At 55.9% G+C, this 16,055-nt stretch carries 11 protein-coding genes; 6 read left to right on the top strand and 5 right to left on the bottom strand.

The genetic code is table 11. From position 1 onward, the window contains the following. Positions 1 to 51: 51 nt before the first annotated feature. The 3 genes from JKP81_RS07430 to xylR all read left to right on the top strand — a co-directional run bounded on the left by JKP81_RS07430 (position 52) and on the right by xylR (position 4,033). Positions 52 to 1,593 carry a xylose ABC transporter ATP-binding protein gene (locus JKP81_RS07430; protein WP_200551221.1) on the top strand — a complete coding sequence of 514 codons (1,542 nt, stop codon included), beginning with the start codon at positions 52 to 54 and terminating at the stop codon, positions 1,591 to 1,593. Further along, on the top strand, positions 1,571 to 2,752 hold the full coding sequence (xylH, locus tag JKP81_RS07425; protein WP_200551220.1) for a xylose ABC transporter permease XylH: 1,182 nt from the start codon (positions 1,571 to 1,573) through the stop codon (positions 2,750 to 2,752). Before JKP81_RS07430 ends, xylH begins: the two co-directional genes overlap by 23 nt. 102 nt (positions 2,753 to 2,854) lie before the next feature. Beyond that, positions 2,855 to 4,033, top strand: a complete 1,179-nt coding sequence (gene xylR / locus JKP81_RS07420; protein ID WP_200551219.1) for a D-xylose utilization transcriptional activator XylR — start codon at positions 2,855 to 2,857, stop codon at positions 4,031 to 4,033. A 47-nt stretch (positions 4,034 to 4,080) separates the two neighbouring features. Here the strand turns inward: xylR and JKP81_RS07415 are convergent, their stop codons facing one another. After that, positions 4,081 to 4,908: a protein bax gene (locus JKP81_RS07415; protein WP_044489523.1), complete on the bottom strand. Its 828-nt coding sequence runs from the start codon at positions 4,906 to 4,908 to the stop codon at positions 4,081 to 4,083. A 315-nt stretch (positions 4,909 to 5,223) separates the two neighbouring features. Between JKP81_RS07415 and JKP81_RS07410 the strand changes: the two genes are divergently transcribed. Both JKP81_RS07410 and avtA read left to right on the top strand, forming a co-directional pair. Beyond that, complete coding sequence (locus JKP81_RS07410) at positions 5,224 to 7,260, top strand: alpha-amylase (protein WP_200551218.1); 2,037 nt, start codon at positions 5,224 to 5,226, stop codon at positions 7,258 to 7,260. A gap of 149 nt (positions 7,261 to 7,409) precedes the next feature. Then, complete coding sequence (gene avtA, locus JKP81_RS07405) at positions 7,410 to 8,660, top strand: valine--pyruvate transaminase (RefSeq protein WP_353891281.1); 1,251 nt, start codon at positions 7,410 to 7,412, stop codon at positions 8,658 to 8,660. Between the two features lie 183 nt (positions 8,661 to 8,843). Here avtA and JKP81_RS07400 read toward each other — a convergent pair whose 3' ends face one another. The 4 genes from JKP81_RS07400 to JKP81_RS07385 form a co-directional block, all read right to left on the bottom strand. Beyond that, the gene (locus JKP81_RS07400; protein ID WP_200551417.1) at positions 8,844 to 9,317 is read right to left on the bottom strand and encodes a 4Fe-4S dicluster domain-containing protein; all 474 of its coding nucleotides are present in this window, start codon (positions 9,315 to 9,317) and stop codon (positions 8,844 to 8,846) included. 353 nt (positions 9,318 to 9,670) lie between these two features. Continuing rightward, positions 9,671 to 11,515 carry a selenocysteine-specific translation elongation factor gene (gene selB, locus JKP81_RS07395; RefSeq protein ID WP_200551216.1) on the bottom strand — a complete coding sequence of 615 codons (1,845 nt, stop codon included), beginning with the start codon at positions 11,513 to 11,515 and terminating at the stop codon, positions 9,671 to 9,673. Beyond that, positions 11,512 to 12,888, bottom strand: coding sequence for an L-seryl-tRNA(Sec) selenium transferase (gene selA, locus JKP81_RS07390; protein ID WP_200551215.1), 1,377 nt, complete (start codon positions 12,886 to 12,888; stop codon positions 11,512 to 11,514). The genes selB and selA overlap by 4 nt, the downstream gene beginning before the upstream one ends. Positions 12,889 to 12,979: 91 nt before the next feature. Next, on the bottom strand, positions 12,980 to 13,588 hold the full coding sequence (locus JKP81_RS07385; protein ID WP_200551214.1) for a glutathione S-transferase: 609 nt from the start codon (positions 13,586 to 13,588) through the stop codon (positions 12,980 to 12,982). A 514-nt stretch (positions 13,589 to 14,102) separates the two neighbouring features. Here JKP81_RS07385 and JKP81_RS07380 point away from each other — a divergent pair. Further along, a complete protein-coding gene (locus tag JKP81_RS07380) occupies positions 14,103 to 16,010 on the top strand; it encodes a PTS mannitol transporter subunit IICBA (RefSeq protein ID WP_200551213.1) in 1,908 nt (635 codons plus the stop codon). Positions 16,011 to 16,055: the final 45 nt, after the last annotated feature.

Below are 16,055 nucleotides of genomic sequence, written 5' to 3'. Positions count from 1 at the left end.
GGCTGCCATCTCTTTCAGGCGCTGTATATCAGCGAATGACGTGGAGCAGCCATGCCTTACTTACTTGAAATGAAAAATATCACCAAAACTTTTGGTGTCGTAAAGGCGATAGATAACGTCAGCCTGCACCTTAACGCGGGTGAGGTGCTCTCGCTGTGCGGTGAGAACGGTTCGGGTAAATCCACGCTGATGAAAGTGCTGTGTGGGATTTACCCGGCTGGCAGTTACGAGGGAGAAATCATTTTTGCGGGCGAAACCCTGCAAGCCAGCCATATCCGCGATACCGAGCGAAAAGGTATTGCCATCATTCACCAGGAGCTGGCGCTGGTAAAACATTTAACCGTGCTGGAAAACATTTTCCTCGGTACGGAAATCACCCGTCACGGCGTGATGGATTATGACCAAATGACGCTGCGCTGCGAAAAGCTGCTTAAACAGGTGAGCCTGTCGATTTCACCGGATACTCGCGTGGGCGATTTAGGGCTCGGGCAACAGCAACTGGTCGAAATCGCCAAAGCGCTGAACAAACAGGTGCGGCTGCTTATCCTTGATGAACCCACCGCTTCGCTGACCGAGCAGGAAACCGCCGTGTTGCTGGATATCATCCGCGACCTGCGCAACCACGATATCGCCTGCGTTTACATTTCTCACAAGCTGAATGAAGTCAAAGCGATATCGGACACCATCTGCGTTATCCGTGATGGCAAGCATATCGGTACGCGTGATGCCGCTGGCATGAGCGAAGACGACATCATCACGATGATGGTAGGTCGCGAACTGACCGCGCTCTACCCCAATGAACCGCATGCGACAGGCGACGAGATCCTGCGCGTTGAACATCTTACCGCCTGGCATCCAGTAAACCGCCATATCAAACGGGTGAACGATATTTCATTCAGCCTGAAGCGCGGCGAGATCCTTGGCATCGCCGGGCTGGTCGGCGCAGGGCGGACCGAAGCGGTGCAGTGCCTGTTTGGCGTCTGGCCGGGGCGCTGGGAAGGGCAAATTTTCCTTGATGGCAAAGCGGTACAGATTCACAACTGCCAGCAGGCTATCGACTTTGGCATTGCCATGGTGCCGGAAGATCGCAAAAAAGACGGCATCGTGCCGGTGATGGCGGTGGGTAAGAACATCACGCTGGCGGCGCTTAACCAGTTTACCGGCGCGTTAAGCAGCCTGGACGACGCCGCCGAACAGGCGTGCATTTTACAGTCGCTCCAGCGGCTAAAAGTGAAAACGTCTTCCCCGGAGCTGGCGATCGGCCGCCTGAGCGGGGGCAACCAGCAAAAGGCGATTCTCGCCCGCTGCCTGTTACTCAACCCGCGCATCCTGATCCTCGATGAACCCACGCGCGGTATCGATATCGGCGCGAAATACGAAATCTACAAACTGATTAACCAATTAGTGCAGCAGGGGATCGCCGTCATCGTTATCTCATCTGAGCTCCCCGAAGTGCTGGGATTAAGCGATCGGGTGCTGGTGATGCATGAAGGCAAGCTAAAAGCCGATCTCATCAATCGTAATCTGACCCAGGAGCAGGTCATGGAAGCGGCGCTGAGGAGCGAACATCATGTCGAAAAGCAACCAGTCTGAAATCAAGTTAACTACCGCCTCACCAGGGGCTTTTTCCGGGCTAAAGTCCCTTAATTTACAAGTGTTTGTAATGATTGCCGCCATTGTGGTGATTATGCTGTTTTTCACCGGCATGACCGATGGCGCCTACCTGAGCGCGCGTAATATCTCCAACCTGCTGCGCCAGACCGCGATCACCGGCATCCTGGCGGTGGGAATGGTGTTTGTGATTATCTCCGCCGAAATCGACCTTTCCGTCGGCTCCATGATGGGGCTGCTCGGTGGCGCGGCGGCGATTTTCGATGTCTGGCTGGGTTGGCCACTACCGCTGACCGTGGCGGTAACACTGGTGCTCGGCCTGCTACTCGGCGCCTGGAATGGCTGGTGGGTGGCGTATCGCAAAGTCCCTTCATTTATCGTCACGCTGGCGGGAATGCTGGCTTTTCGCGGCGTACTGATCGGCATTACTAACGGCACCACGGTTTCCCCCACCAGCGCGGCAATGTCGCAGATTGGCCAAAGCTACTTACCAGACGGCGTCGGTTTCGGCGTGGGTCTGCTGGGCCTGGTGGCTTTTGTACTCTGGCAGTGGCGCGGGCGTATGCGCCGGCAGACGCTGGGGCTGGCAACGTCACCCGCATCAACGGCGGTTGGACGTCAGGCAATTATCGCAGTGATCGTGCTGGGAGCCATTTGGCTGCTGAATGATTACCGAGGTGTCCCCACGCCGGTACTGCTGCTGGCGTTTTTATTGTTGGCGGGCATGTTTATGGCGACACGCACCGCGTTTGGCCGCCGTATTTACGCTATTGGCGGCAACCTGGAAGCGGCACGGCTTTCCGGCATTAACGTCGAGCGCACCAAACTTGCGGTATTCGCGATTAACGGATTGATGGTGGCGATTGCCGGTTTGATCCTCAGTTCGCGCCTCGGGGCAGGCTCACCTTCCGCCGGAAATATCGCCGAACTGGACGCCATTGCCGCTTGTGTGATTGGCGGCACCAGCCTTGCAGGCGGTATTGGTAGCGTCGCGGGTGCGGTAATGGGCGCGTTTATTATGGCGTCGCTGGATAACGGCATGAGCATGATGGATGTGCCGACGTTCTGGCAATACATCGTCAAAGGAGCCATTTTGCTGCTGGCTGTGTGGATGGATTCCGCCACCAAACGGCGGGCCTGAAAGTTGTGAATTAAGGCGCGATCACACGGCCGGATCTTTTTTATTCATCGGTTTGATGAATATGATAATGAGATCGGATGGAAAGTCAGGAAGCAAACCAACATGTTTGAGAAGCGCCATCGCATCACGTTGTTATTTAATGCCAATAAAGCCTACGACCGCCAGGTTGTCGAAGGGGTTGGCGAGTATTTGCAGGCCTCGCAATCCGAGTGGGATATTTTCATAGAAGAGGATTTTCGCGCCCGCATTGAAAATATCAAAGAGTGGCTGGGCGATGGCGTGATCGCCGATTATGACGATCGGGACATTGAGCGGCTGCTGGCGGATGTCGACGTGCCGATTGTCGGCGTGGGCGGCTCGTATCACACCCCAGAGCACTACCCGCCGGTGCATTACATCGCAACCGACAACTACGCGCTGGTGGAGAGCGCGTTTTTGCATCTGAAAGAGAAAGGCGTGCACCGTTTTGCGTTCTACGGCCTGCCGGCCTCCAGCGGCAAACGCTGGGCGGCAGAACGTGAGCACGCCTTCTGCCAGTTAGTGGCGCAAGAGAAGTACCGCGGTGTGGTTTACCAGGGGCTGACCACCGCGCCAGAGAACTGGCAACATGCGCAAAACCGGCTGGCGGACTGGCTGCAAACGCTGCCGCCGCAGACCGGCATTATCGCCGTGACCGACGCCCGCGCGCGCCATGTTCTGCAAGTGTGTGACCATTTGCATATTCCGGTGCCGGAAAAACTGTGCGTGATCGGCATCGATAACGAAGAACTCACCCGCTATCTTTCACGCGTTGCGCTCTCTTCCGTGGCGCAGGGAACCCGGCAAATGGGTTACCAGGCGGCAAAGCTGCTGCATCGTCTGCTGGATAACGAAACCATGCCGTTACAGCGATTACTGGTGCCACCGGTGCGCGTGGTGGCGCGGCGCTCCACGGATTACCGCTCGCTGAATGACCCGGCGGTGATTCAGGCGATGCATTACATTCGCAATCACGCCTGTAAAGGCATCAAAGTGGATCAGGTGCTGGATGCCGTTGGCATCTCGCGTTCCAACCTGGAAAAGCGCTTTAAAGAAGAGGTCGGAGAGACCATTCACGCGGTAATTCATGCGGAGAAACTGGAAAAGGCGCGTAGCCTGCTGATATCGACATCGCTCTCGATCAATGAAATCTCACAGATGTGCGGCTACCCGTCACTGCAATATTTCTATTCGGTGTTTCGTAAAGAGTACGACAGCACACCAAAAGACTATCGCGACCGCTATAGCGAAATCCTTATCTAGCACAAAGAAAAACGCCTTCCGGCTGGAAGGCGTTTACAGAGCTGATATTACATATGGGCGGCGATTAACTGCTGATTGTCCTGATACATGGCAAACAGGTAGTTGTTGTAACTCTCGCCACGGGTTGAGTAACCCTTCAGCTTGTGAATCATGTTGGTTGCGGTCACTTCCTGGTCCGCTTTACGCAATTGCGCACGGGATTTACGGAATGACGCATAGGCCGTGTGCGTATTCAGGTTGGTGACGTAAGCATCAACCGATTCCTGCAGGGAGTTGAAGTGAGAGTAACCTTTCACTTTGCCAGCCCCGTTTTTACAGGCACCTTTCGCACATTTCATGCCAAACAGATTGTTGTTGGTACGCGCCAGTTTTGACGTGCCCCAACCACTTTCCGCCGCCGCCATGGTAGCAACCATGCTGTCCGGGATAATGTCTACACGCTCCAGCAGGGCGTTCCATGGAATACGGCGCGTATTCCCGTTCCAGCTGATTTTGTAGCGTTGAGTAATATCCTTCAGACGCGCGCGCTCGGCAGGCGACCATTGGCTGTTGTACTGTTTTGACAGCAACCAGTTACGCTCGGCGGTAATCGCAGAGTTTTTACTGGTGATATAAGGCATTACCGTCCGGAGAAACGCTTTTTTCCTTGGTGTTCCGGAAGGGTATTTTCGCAAATCAGGAAGTGAACTACTTTTTACACTATTGCGAGAATACTCTTGTTTACTGCTTGCCTGTTTTTTTACGCTTGCCTTAGTGACGTGGGCTTTGTGACTCGCTGTTTCTGTGTGCGTCTTTGCCAGCACCCCACCTGAAAATATCAAGGTGGAAAACATGAGTATCGTGGCCCCAAGTCGTCGCATGGGTATCGATATCATTAGGTCTCCTGGTCGGATATGAACATTCCAACACCTTCTTTTTTGCATGATTTTGAGAGCTGAATCTCAAATCATACCAAAAATAGCCTGCAAGAGCACGTACAGAAATAATCCAATTCTGAAATCATGTCACCAGGAAACTGCACACAAAACGGACAATCTCTTATAAATGTGGCGGTTATCGCAAATCCACATCAACGATATGTGCGCGATCGCTCACCCTGCGCCCTCCTCCCTGGCGATTACGACCAGGGAGGAGTTTCCCCGCCAGGCGGAGTGGCAAACTGGGTAAAATCGCCATCACTGGGACATCCGATGAAACACTCCGCACTGTTACTGCTGTTGCTTCCCGGCATCGCTCTCGCCGACTGGTCCGCCGCCGGTTTTCCCCCTTTAACTGACGACGGCACCGGTCTCTGGCGCAGCCAGGCCGCGCTGAAAAAAGGCGAGCATCCGATCGCGTTACAGCAGGGTCAGCAATGCTGGCAGCCCGCCAGCGACATCAAGCTGAACCAAATGCTTTCGTTGAAGCCTTGCAGCGGGCGTACGCCGCAGTGGCGGATATTCCGTGATGGCGATTACCAGATACAACTCGATACTCGTTCCGGCACGCCAACATTGCTGCTAAGTGTCAAAAGCGAGGCCAGCGAAACGCCGGTTAACGTTGCGCGCCAGTGTCCGGTACGTGACGATAAGCCGCTGACCGTGCCTGTTGGCAACACCTTCCCGGAAGGCAGCCTGGTACGTGATTTTTACAGCCAGCAAACCGCCACGGTACGCGACGGGAAAATCACCCTGCAACCTGCACCGGAAAGTGACGGTCTTCTCCTGCTGGAAAAAGCACAGACGCAGGGCGCAGCCCCCTTTCAGTGGCATAACGCCACGGTCTATTTTGTCCTTACCGACCGCTTCGTGAATGGTAATCCCGCCAATGACAACAGCTACGGGCGGCACAAAGATGGCATGCAGGAGATTGGCACCTTTCACGGGGGCGACCTGCAAGGGCTGACCAGCAAACTGGATTACTTACAGCAACTTGGTGTAAACGCGTTATGGATAAGTTCGCCGCTGGAGCAGATCCACGGCTGGGTTGGCGGCGGTACGAAAGGCGATTTCCCCCACTATGCCTACCACGGTTATTACACGCAGGACTGGACGCGCCTCGATGCCAACATGGGCAGCGAAGACGATTTGCGTAAACTGGTTGATGAAGCACACCGACGCGGCATCCGCGTACTGTTTGACGTGGTAATGAATCACACCGGCTATGCGACGCTGGCCGATATGCAAACCTTCCAGTTCGGCGCGCTGTATTTGAAAGAAGAAGAGCGTAAAAAAATCCTCGGCGAGCACTGGACAGACTGGCGCCCCGCCGCCGGGCAAAGCTGGCACAGCTTCAACGATTACATCAACTTTAGCGATAAAAGCGCCTGGCAAAACTGGTGGGGTAAGAACTGGATCCGCACCGATATCGGCGATTATGACAACCCCGGTTTTGACGACCTCACCATGTCGCTGGCATTTTTGCCGGATCTGAAAACCGAATCCACCACGCCTTCCGGGCTGCCGGTATTTTATCGCCACAAACCGGATACGCACGCACGTGAAATCGCAGGGTTTACGCCGCGCGATTACCTCACCCATTGGCTCAGTGAATGGGTGCGCGAGTACGGCATTGACGGCTTTCGCGTTGATACCGCCAAACATGTCGAGCTGGCGGCCTGGCAACAATTAAAAACGCAGGCCACGGCGGCGCTCGCCGAATGGAAAAAGGCCAATCCGCAGAAAAAAATCGATGACGCCCCTTTCTGGATGACCGGCGAATCCTGGGGTCACGGTGTGATGCAGAGTGATTATTACCGCCATGGTTTTGATGCGATGATCAATTTTGACTATCAGCAACAGGCCGCCGACGCAGTATCGTGTCTGGCGAATATGGATACCGTCTGGCAACAGATGGCCGACAAACTGCAAGGCTTTAATGTGCTGAGCTATCTCTCCTCGCACGATACCCGGTTGTTCCGCGAGGGCGGCCAGCAAGCCGCAGAGCTTTTGCTGCTCGCCCCCGGCGCAGTGCAGATCTTTTACGGTGATGAAAGCGCGCGGCCGTTTGGCCCGACAGGATCGGATCCACTACAAGGGACGCGATCGGATATGAACTGGCAGGATCTCAACGGCAAAAGCGCCGCCAGCCTGCGGCACTGGCAAACACTGGGACAGTTCCGTGCTCGCCACTCGGCGCTGGGCATGGGAAAACAGACCACGCTTACGCTACCGCAGGGCTACGGTTTTGTTCGTGAACAAGGTGAGGACAAAGTGATGGTGGTCTGGGCGGGCGCGGTTCGCCACTGAGCCATAAGACAAATATCAGCACAATATATCGCTCAACTGCCATCGATAAGAATTAAGCGTGGAAAAGGCGCGCCGGCGGCGATTTGCACCTCGTCGTCCGGAGCGCTATGGTTAGCCACTTTGATCCGCAGCCCGACAGAGCAGTAGCGATGACATTTTCACTTTTCGGCGACAAATTTACCCGCCACGCAGGCATTACGCGCCTGATGGAGGATCTCAACGACGGTTTACGCACCCCTGGCGCTATCATGCTCGGCGGCGGTAACCCGGCACAAATCCCGGCGATGACCGATTACTTCCACAACCTGCTTGCAGACATGGTGGAAAACGGCAAAGCGACTGATGCGCTGTGCAATTATGACGGCCCGCAGGGTAAAACGGAGCTACTGACGGCGCTGGCAAGTATGCTGCGTGAAGAGTTAGGTTGGGATATTGAGCCACAGAATATTGCACTAACAAATGGCAGCCAGAGCGCGTTTTTCTACTTGTTCAACCTGTTTGCTGGCCGTCGCGCCGATGGAAGCACCAGGAAAGTGCTTTTCCCGCTGGCGCCGGAGTACATCGGCTATGCCGATTCCGGGCTGGAAGAAGATCTGTTTGTCTCCGCGCGCCCCAATATTGAACTGCTGCCGGACGGGCAGTTTAAGTACCACGTCGATTTTGAACACCTGCATATTGGCGAAGAGACCGGCATGATCTGCGTCTCACGCCCGACCAACCCGACCGGCAACGTGATCACCGACGAAGAGCTGATGAAGCTGGATGTGCTGGCGAATCAGCACAACATTCCGCTGGTAATTGATAACGCTTACGGCGTCCCTTTCCCGGGCATTATCTTTAGCGAAGCGCGCCCGCTGTGGAATCCGAACATTATTCTGTGCATGAGCCTGTCGAAGCTGGGCCTGCCGGGCAGCCGCTGCGGCATTATTATCGCCAGCGAAAAAATCATCTCCGCGATCCGCAATATGAACGGCATTATCAGCCTCGCGCCGGGCGGCATTGGCCCGGCGATGATGTGCGAAATGATTAAACGCAAAGATTTGCTGCGCCTTTCTGAAGAGGTGATCAAGCCGTTTTACTACCAGCGGGTACAGGAAACGATCGCCACGCTGCGCCGTTATTTGCCGGAAGAACGCTGCCTTATTCACAAACCGGAAGGGGCGATTTTCCTCTGGCTGTGGTTTAAAGATCTGCCAATCAGCACTGAGCTGCTCTACCAGCGCCTGAAAAAACGTGGCGTGCTGATGGTGCCTGGCGACTACTTCTTCCCGGGCCTGGATAAACCCTGGCCGCACACGCATCAGTGCATGCGCATGAACTATGTGCCGGAGCCGGAGCTTATCGAAGCGGGCGTGAAAATCCTCGCCGAAGAGATTGAGAAAGCCTGGCAGGAAAACTAAAGCGAACACGCTGAATTAAGCCCTCTGTCGAGGGCTTTTTTATCACTCACGAAAACGGGTGCATCAGTACCGAGTTTGCTCTGCCTGACGTCTGCGGATTTAACGCGCGCAGAACTGGCAGCAGCTTTTCTTTAAGGTTGGCGGGTTTTCCGCTGCTTTGCGCCATTCATGCCGATTTGCTGGCTAGAGCCGCTGGCTTTGTAGCCGATTCTCACGAAGCTGCACCGGGTTTATGCAACGCAGCGCGTTGGTCGGGCAAGCGTCGACACAGGCCGGGCCGTTTTCGCGATGCTGGCACAGATCGCACTTCAGCGCCTGCGCCCGATTCTCAACGCGCATCACCTGCATGGCACCAAACGGGCAGGCAATCATACAGCTTTTACAGCCGATACAGCGCGATTGCTCCACCAGCACCACACCGTTGGCCCGACCGATCGCGCCGACCGGGCAGACATTGGCACAGGGTGCGTCTTCGCAATGATGACAAGTGACGGCAGTGGAAAAATCGCCTGTTTTCACCACGCGGATGCGTGCGGAAAAAGTTGCGGGTTTCACACCCGAGCAGTCCTGATTATCTTCATGCGACACCACACACGCCACTTCGCAGGTGCGACAGCCAATGCATTTGGCCGGATCAGCGATAATAAAACGGTTCATTCCCCACTCCACCGGACACGAAAACGACAAGGGTGCCAGAAAAAAGCGCCGCAATGCTTTGATCGCAACCGGGAAAGCCGCCAGTTTTGTCATTTGCCTGAACATTTCCGGCAATCTGTAGCACGCGTTCAAAATGCCGCTAAAGGTGTGCAGGAGCCGTTCGCCAGCGCGTGTTGTGCCTGCTTATCACGTTCCAGATAATTCACACCCGTTGCCGGTTTTTTTGCGCTTAACGGCAGGTTTTCCGTTGAGTTCTGGACGTTATTGCAGGCGATGACCAGCGCTTCCTTGCGGTAAGAAGGTTTTTGCGAGGGGTGATGCGGCTGGCGAAAAATCGCCAGCCTGAGAGTTGATCACTCTTTGAGGAATAACGCTTTGTCGCGCAGGATGTGGTCATTGCCACGGCGGCGGGTAAAACCAATGCGGTCAAAATACTCAAGGATCTGAATCGCCAGTTTGCGCCCGACGTTCAGCGTATCGCGAAAATCCGCCGCGCTGGTCGAGCCGCGCGCTTCATCAAGATCGCGGATCATGCTGGCAAAGGTCACAATACGATCGTTACGGTAATAACGATCTTTAACGATCGCCGTAATCAGCCCCTGCTGCGCCGCCTGCCGCAGCAGGCCGCGCATCACCTGTTCATCGACGCCGATTTCCCGGGCTAAATCCCGCACCCACCAGGGTTCGTCGCCAAACAATGGTGAGACTTTTTGCCAGAGCTGAGCCTGTTCGTCGCTGAAACCGGCTTTATGCTCCGGCAAGTGCAGCCAGCCGTGGTGGCTGTGGATATCGCCGCTCTCACGCATGCGTTCAATCAGCGTTAATACCAGCGCTTCATCTTCCATCGGCAGCGCCATGCGTCGCAGACGTTCGCGCCCTGGACCCGGCTCTTCGCGGTGCTGCTCATGGTAAGTCGACAGCGTGTCCAGCAACTTACGCTGCCAGCGCGCCGCCACCGGCGCATTGAGCAGGTTATCACCCGCCCGGATAAAACCGGGGTTATCGAGTAACGCCGCAAGGCCGCTGCCACTTAACTGGCGCGCCCAGCCAAATGCACGCAAATCCACCGCCCCGCGCGACAAATGCACGGCCAGCGCCTGGGCATCATCTTTGGCCTGCGCCAGCTCACCAATCCACGCCAGGTAATCTGCCTTGCGCTTGCCGCGACGCGGTGAGTTCAGCGTCACCACGCGCGCGCCCGCAAGCGTCGTGCGCGCAGAAATATCGCGCAGCACCAGCAGATCGTTATCCGCCAGCCACAGCGGCGAATCAAGCACCAGTTCGGCAAGGCCATTTTCCAGCAGCGACACGCGCCCGGTAACGTGGCTGGCGGCATGGTGAATATGCAACGGCTGCCATTGCGTCAGCGGAACGTGAGTTTGCAGGGCGACGATTAACCGCTCGGTGGGTTCGTCGGGCTGCTGCGACAACAGCCAGTCACCACGACTGAGCGCCTCTTTTTCCGCATCACCGGCAATGTTCAGCGCAATACGCTGCCCGGCATGAGCGTGCTCGACAGGTTGATTCTGCGCATGCAACCCGCGCACGCGCATCGGTGTATTCGCCCCGGTCAGCCACAGCGTATCGCCTACGCGGACATCGCCGGAAAGCGCCGTTCCCGTTACCACCAGCCCGGCACCTTTTACCGTGAAAGCGCGATCGAGCGCCAGGCGGAAACGCTGATGCTCCGGGTGCGCGCGTTCTGGCAACTGCAACAGGTGTTCGCGCAATTCAGCAATACCGCGCTGTTCCGTGGCAGCGGTAACAAACAGCGTCGCCTGCGGGTAACCAAAGGCCTGGAGCGTGTTTTGGACTTCCGCGCGCACGTCGGCAATGCGTGTATCATCCACGCGGTCAGCCTTTGTTAGCGCTACCGTCAGCGCCGGGTTACCGGTCAATTGCAAAATTGCCAGATGCTCGCGCGTCTGCGCCATGACGCCATCGTCACACGCCACCACCAGCAGCGCATGGTCAATGCCACCAACGCCCGCCAGCATATTTGAAAGGAACTTTTCATGCCCTGGCACATCAATAAAACCCGGCACGCGGCCATCCGGCTGCGGCCAGTAGGCATAACCGAGATCGATGGTCATGCCACGTTTTTTCTCTTCCGGCAGGCGATCGGCATTCACGCCAGTAATGGCTTCAATCAGGGTGGTTTTGCCGTGGTCGACGTGCCCGGCAGTGGCAATAATCATTTCAGCAACATCTCCAGCAAGCGGGATTCATCATCAACACAGCGACAGTCCAGCCACAGGCGACCATCGTAAATACGGCCAATCACCGGCTGCGGCAACGCCCGCCACTGCGCGGCCAGCATCTCCAGGCGACGGCCACTGCCATCGCGCGGGGTAAACGTCAGCGCCGCGCCAGGCAGCCTGTCGACCGGCAGCGAACCGCTACCAATTTGTGACAGGCAGGTTTCCACGCGCAGCTCAAATTCGTGATAACGCGCCGTCAACGCCGCGCATAAGCGCTGCGCCTGCTCGCGAATTTCTGCCTCCGGGCGCGTTAAGTAACGCAGCGTCGGCAGGCTCTCAGTGAGTTTTTCCGGGTGCAGATAGAGGCGTAACGTCGCCTCCAGCGCCGCAAGGGTCATTTTATCCGCCCGCAACGCGCGTTTCAGCGGGTGCTGTTGCAGCTGTTCAATCAGCGCTTTTTTACCCACGATAATGCCCGCCTGCGGGCCGCCGAGCAGCTTATCGCCGGAGAAACTCACCAGACTCACACCAGCGGCAATCAGCGTCTGCGGCATTGGTTCCTGCGGCAAACCGTAGCGGCTTAAATCAACCAGCGAACCGCTACCGAGATCGACAATCACCGGTAGCGCATGCTCTTCGCCCAGCGCTACCAGTTCCGCTTCATCCACCGCTTTGGTAAAGCCTTCAATGTGGTAATTACTGGTGTGGACTTTCATCAGCAACGCGGTGCTGTCGTTAATCGCCTGGCGAAAATCTTTCGCATGCGTACGGTTAGTGGTGCCGACTTCGTGCAGCTCACAGCCCGCCTGGCGCATCACGTCCGGAATGCGAAATGCGCCGCCAATTTCTACCAGCTCACCACGCGACACCACCACTTCGCGGCCAGCCGCCGTGGCCGCCAGCATCAGCAACACCGCTGCGGCATTGTTATTAACGATGCAGGCATCTTCCGCGCCGGTAAGCTGACAGAGAAGATCGGCCAGGGCGCGATCGCGATGACCACGCCCCGCGCCGTCGAGATCGTATTCAAGCGTCACCGGCGAGCCCATTACCTGCGCGACGGCATCAATAGCGGCCTGCGCTTGTACCGCGCGGCCTAAATTCGTGTGCAGCACCGTACCGCTCAGGTTAAACACCGGGCGCAGCGCGCTGCTGTCGCTTTGTTCCAGCCGCTGTTGCGCCGCCGCTGCCCAGTCGGAGCACCAGGCGGGTAGGGTTTGTGCTTCACGGATCTGCGCGCGCGCCTCGTCCTGCAGCTGACGCAGCGTTTGCGCCACGCGACTGTGGCCGAAAGTGGTTAATAAAGTGGCGAACGCCTCGTCACGTAACAGGCGATCGGTCGAAGGGATCTGGCTGTAAAGAGTTGTCATGAAAAGGCCTGGCTATGAGTTGCCCCCTCCCGTCAGGGGGTTTGACGTGAGGGGATTGTACAGTGACTTGCTCAGGCGGACATCATGCTTATCAAGCCTTCGGCGGTTCGGTGCGGGCGAAACTCTCGCGCTGGAACAGATTTTCCACCAGTTTTACCAACAAGGGGCGATCAACACACCAGCCGGGCGAAACATGGCGGAAATTCAGGTAACTAATAGCGCAGGCGATTGCTACCGTCGCCAGATTCAAGTCATCCACGCTCAGCGTGCCGTCTTTAAGATAGCTTTCCAGCGCATCCAGACCGCGCGAAACCTTTTCCCGTTGGCGCAACAGTTCAGTTTCCGATTGCTGTTCGACCGGGCGCGCCAGCTCGCGAACCGAAACCAGCGCCGCATCCATAATGCCATCGGCCAGCGCTTCGAGTTGGCGAATTTTCAATGCTGCTTTGCGATCGGTTGGCAGCATGGCTGGAGCGATATTGAGCAAATCAATGTATTCCGCAATGATCGGCGAGTCATACCACACGTCGCCATCATCAGTTATCAGCGCTGGCACTTTGCCGAGCGGGTTGTACTGCGCCACGCTATTAACGGCGTTATAAGGCTGTTCGTTGATAAATTCGAAGGTGATGCCCTTTTCCAGCAGGATCACCGAAATTTTGCGTACAAAAGGACTGGTATAGCTGCCGATCAGTTTCATTGCCTTCTCCGTTTCCGCCAACAAAAACCTAAGTATGAACGAGCGTGCGCAGATTGTTTCATCAAGATGAAAACTTCTGGCGCTACTGTGCATATCGCAGCAGGCAGTGAAAGGAAGTTACAGGTTCTGCAGGTCGTCAAAAATACAGTTTGCTGACGATCACATTCGGAAAAGTCCTGACGAAAATATCTTGTGATCTATATCACAAATACATAACAAACCATCGCGCATAAAATGTGAATAACATCACACTTACAGGCTCATAACGCGTGGTTTTTGCGCTTTGTTCTTTTTTTACACGTATTTTTTGTGACTAACATCACACTAATAGGTGGCATACCCCCTACGTTAGTGTGATCTGAATCACACAAAAGCGCGCCATCTGGACAGCTACACGATTCGGTGCGAGATTTCGCCTCACAGATAACCCAGGTCCGGCTACCTCTGCCGCCACGTTAACAAAAAACCTCGGGCTTCCGGCCTGTGCGATAGCAAACATAAGAAGGGGTGTTTTATGTCATCCGATATCAAGATCAAGGTGCAAAGCTTTGGTCGTTTTCTCAGCAATATGGTGATGCCGAATATCGGCGCGTTTATCGCGTGGGGGATCATCACCGCATTGTTTATTCCTACAGGGTGGTTGCCTAACGAGACGCTGGCGAAACTCGTTGGCCCAATGATTACTTATCTGCTGCCGCTGCTCATCGGTTACACCGGCGGTCGTCTGGTAGGCGGCGATCGTGGCGGCGTAGTCGGCGCGATCACCACTATGGGGGTTATCGTCGGTGCGGATATGCCGATGTTCCTCGGTGCAATGATCGCGGGTCCGCTTGGCGGCTGGGCGATTAAACACTTTGATAACTGGGTCGACGGTAAGATCAAATCCGGTTTCGAAATGCTGGTGAACAACTTCTCCGCTGGCATCATCGGTATGATCCTCGCCATCCTGGCGTTCCTCGGCATTGGTCCTGCGGTTGAAGTGCTGTCCAAAGTTCTGGCGGCGGGCGTTAACTTCATGGTTGCGCACGAAATGCTGCCGCTGGCGTCTATTTTTGTGGAACCGGCGAAAATCCTGTTCCTCAACAACGCCATCAACCACGGTATCTTCTCACCGTTGGGTATCCAGCAATCGCATGATCTCGGCAAGTCCATCTTCTTCCTGATCGAAGCGAACCCGGGTCCGGGTATGGGCGTGCTGCTGGCGTACATGTTCTTTGGTCGCGGCAGCGCTAAACAGTCTGCTGGCGGCGCGGCTATCATCCACTTCCTGGGTGGTATCCACGAAATTTACTTCCCGTATGTACTGATGAACCCGCGTCTGCTGCTTGCCGTTATCCTCGGCGGTATGACTGGCGTGTTCACCCTGAGCGTGCTGAACGGCGGCCTGGTCTCTCCGGCTTCTCCGGGTTCCATCCTGGCGGTGCTGGCCATGACACCAAAAGGCGCGTACTTCGCGAACCTGGCGGCGATCTTCGCTGCGCTGATTGTCTCTTTCGTTATCTCTTCCATCCTGCTGAAAACCAGCAAAGTGAAAGACGACGAAGACCTGCAAGAAGCGACCCGTCGTATTCACGAAATGAAAGCCGAATCTAAAGGCGCAACCCCGCTGGCGGCGGGCGACGTGACCAACGATCTGAGCCATGTGCGTAAAATCATCGTCGCATGTGACGCTGGTATGGGTTCCAGCGCTATGGGCGCAGGCGTGCTGCGTAAGAAAGTGCAGGATGCGGGTCTGAGCAATATCTCTGTCACCAACAGCGCCATTAACAGCCTGCCGTCTGATGTTGACCTGGTGATTACGCACCGCGATCTGACCGAGCGCGCCATGCGCCAGGCACCGCAGGCGCAACATATTTCGCTGACAAACTTCCTCGACAGCGGCCTGTACACCAACCTGACCGAACGTCTGGTCGCCGCACAGCGCCATACTGACAACGAAGCCAAAGTCACCAGCAGCTTGCAAGATAGTTTCGATGCCACGAACAGTAACCTGTTCAAGTTGGGCGCAGAGAATATCTTCCTTGGCCGCACGGCGAGCAACAAAGAAGAAGCCATCCGTTTTGCCGGTGAACAGCTGGTCAAAGGCGGCTACGTTCAGCCGGAATATGTGGATGCCATGCTGGAACGCGAAAAACTGACCCCGACCTATCTGGGTGAGTCCATCGCGGTACCGCACGGCACTGTGGAAGCGAAAGATCGCGTGCTGAAAACCGGCGTGGTGTTCTGCCAGTACCCGGAAGGTGTTCGCTTCGGTGAAGACGAAGATGACATCGCTCGTCTGGTGATTGGCATCGCGGCACGTAACAATGAGCACATCCAGGTCATCACCAGCCTCACCAATGCGCTGGATGACGAGACCGTGATTCAGCGTCTGGCGCACACCACCAGCGTTGAAGAAGTGCTGGCACTGCTCGGCAAGTAATCGGTTTTCCTCCCTCTCCCCACGGGGAGAGGGCTAGGGTGAGGG

Source organism: Kosakonia sp. LAM2021, from assembly GCF_016620385.1.
Lineage (GTDB): Bacteria > Pseudomonadota > Gammaproteobacteria > Enterobacterales > Enterobacteriaceae > Kosakonia > Kosakonia sacchari.
Note: the sequence above shows the minus strand (reverse complement) of the source record. Positions and strands in the feature narration are given on the sequence as shown.

Bases quoted from the DNA above. Each gene is read 5' to 3' on its own strand.
- JKP81_RS07430 (WP_200551221.1), top strand. From the start codon at position 52: ATGCCTTACTTACTTGAAATGAAAAATATCACCAAAACTTTTGGTGTC.
- xylH (WP_200551220.1), top strand. From the start codon at position 1,571: ATGTCGAAAAGCAACCAGTCTGAAATCAAGTTAACTACCGCCTCACCA.
- xylR (WP_200551219.1), top strand. From the start codon at position 2,855: ATGTTTGAGAAGCGCCATCGCATCACGTTGTTATTTAATGCCAATAAA.
- JKP81_RS07415 (WP_044489523.1), bottom strand. From the start codon at position 4,908: ATGATATCGATACCCATGCGACGACTTGGGGCCACGATACTCATGTTT.
- JKP81_RS07410 (WP_200551218.1), top strand. From the start codon at position 5,224: ATGAAACACTCCGCACTGTTACTGCTGTTGCTTCCCGGCATCGCTCTC.
- avtA (WP_353891281.1), top strand. From the start codon at position 7,410: ATGACATTTTCACTTTTCGGCGACAAATTTACCCGCCACGCAGGCATT.
- JKP81_RS07400 (WP_200551417.1), bottom strand. From the start codon at position 9,317: ATGAACCGTTTTATTATCGCTGATCCGGCCAAATGCATTGGCTGTCGC.
- selB (WP_200551216.1), bottom strand. From the start codon at position 11,515: ATGATTATTGCCACTGCCGGGCACGTCGACCACGGCAAAACCACCCTG.
- selA (WP_200551215.1), bottom strand. From the start codon at position 12,888: ATGACAACTCTTTACAGCCAGATCCCTTCGACCGATCGCCTGTTACGT.
- JKP81_RS07385 (WP_200551214.1), bottom strand. From the start codon at position 13,588: ATGAAACTGATCGGCAGCTATACCAGTCCTTTTGTACGCAAAATTTCG.
- JKP81_RS07380 (WP_200551213.1), top strand. From the start codon at position 14,103: ATGTCATCCGATATCAAGATCAAGGTGCAAAGCTTTGGTCGTTTTCTC.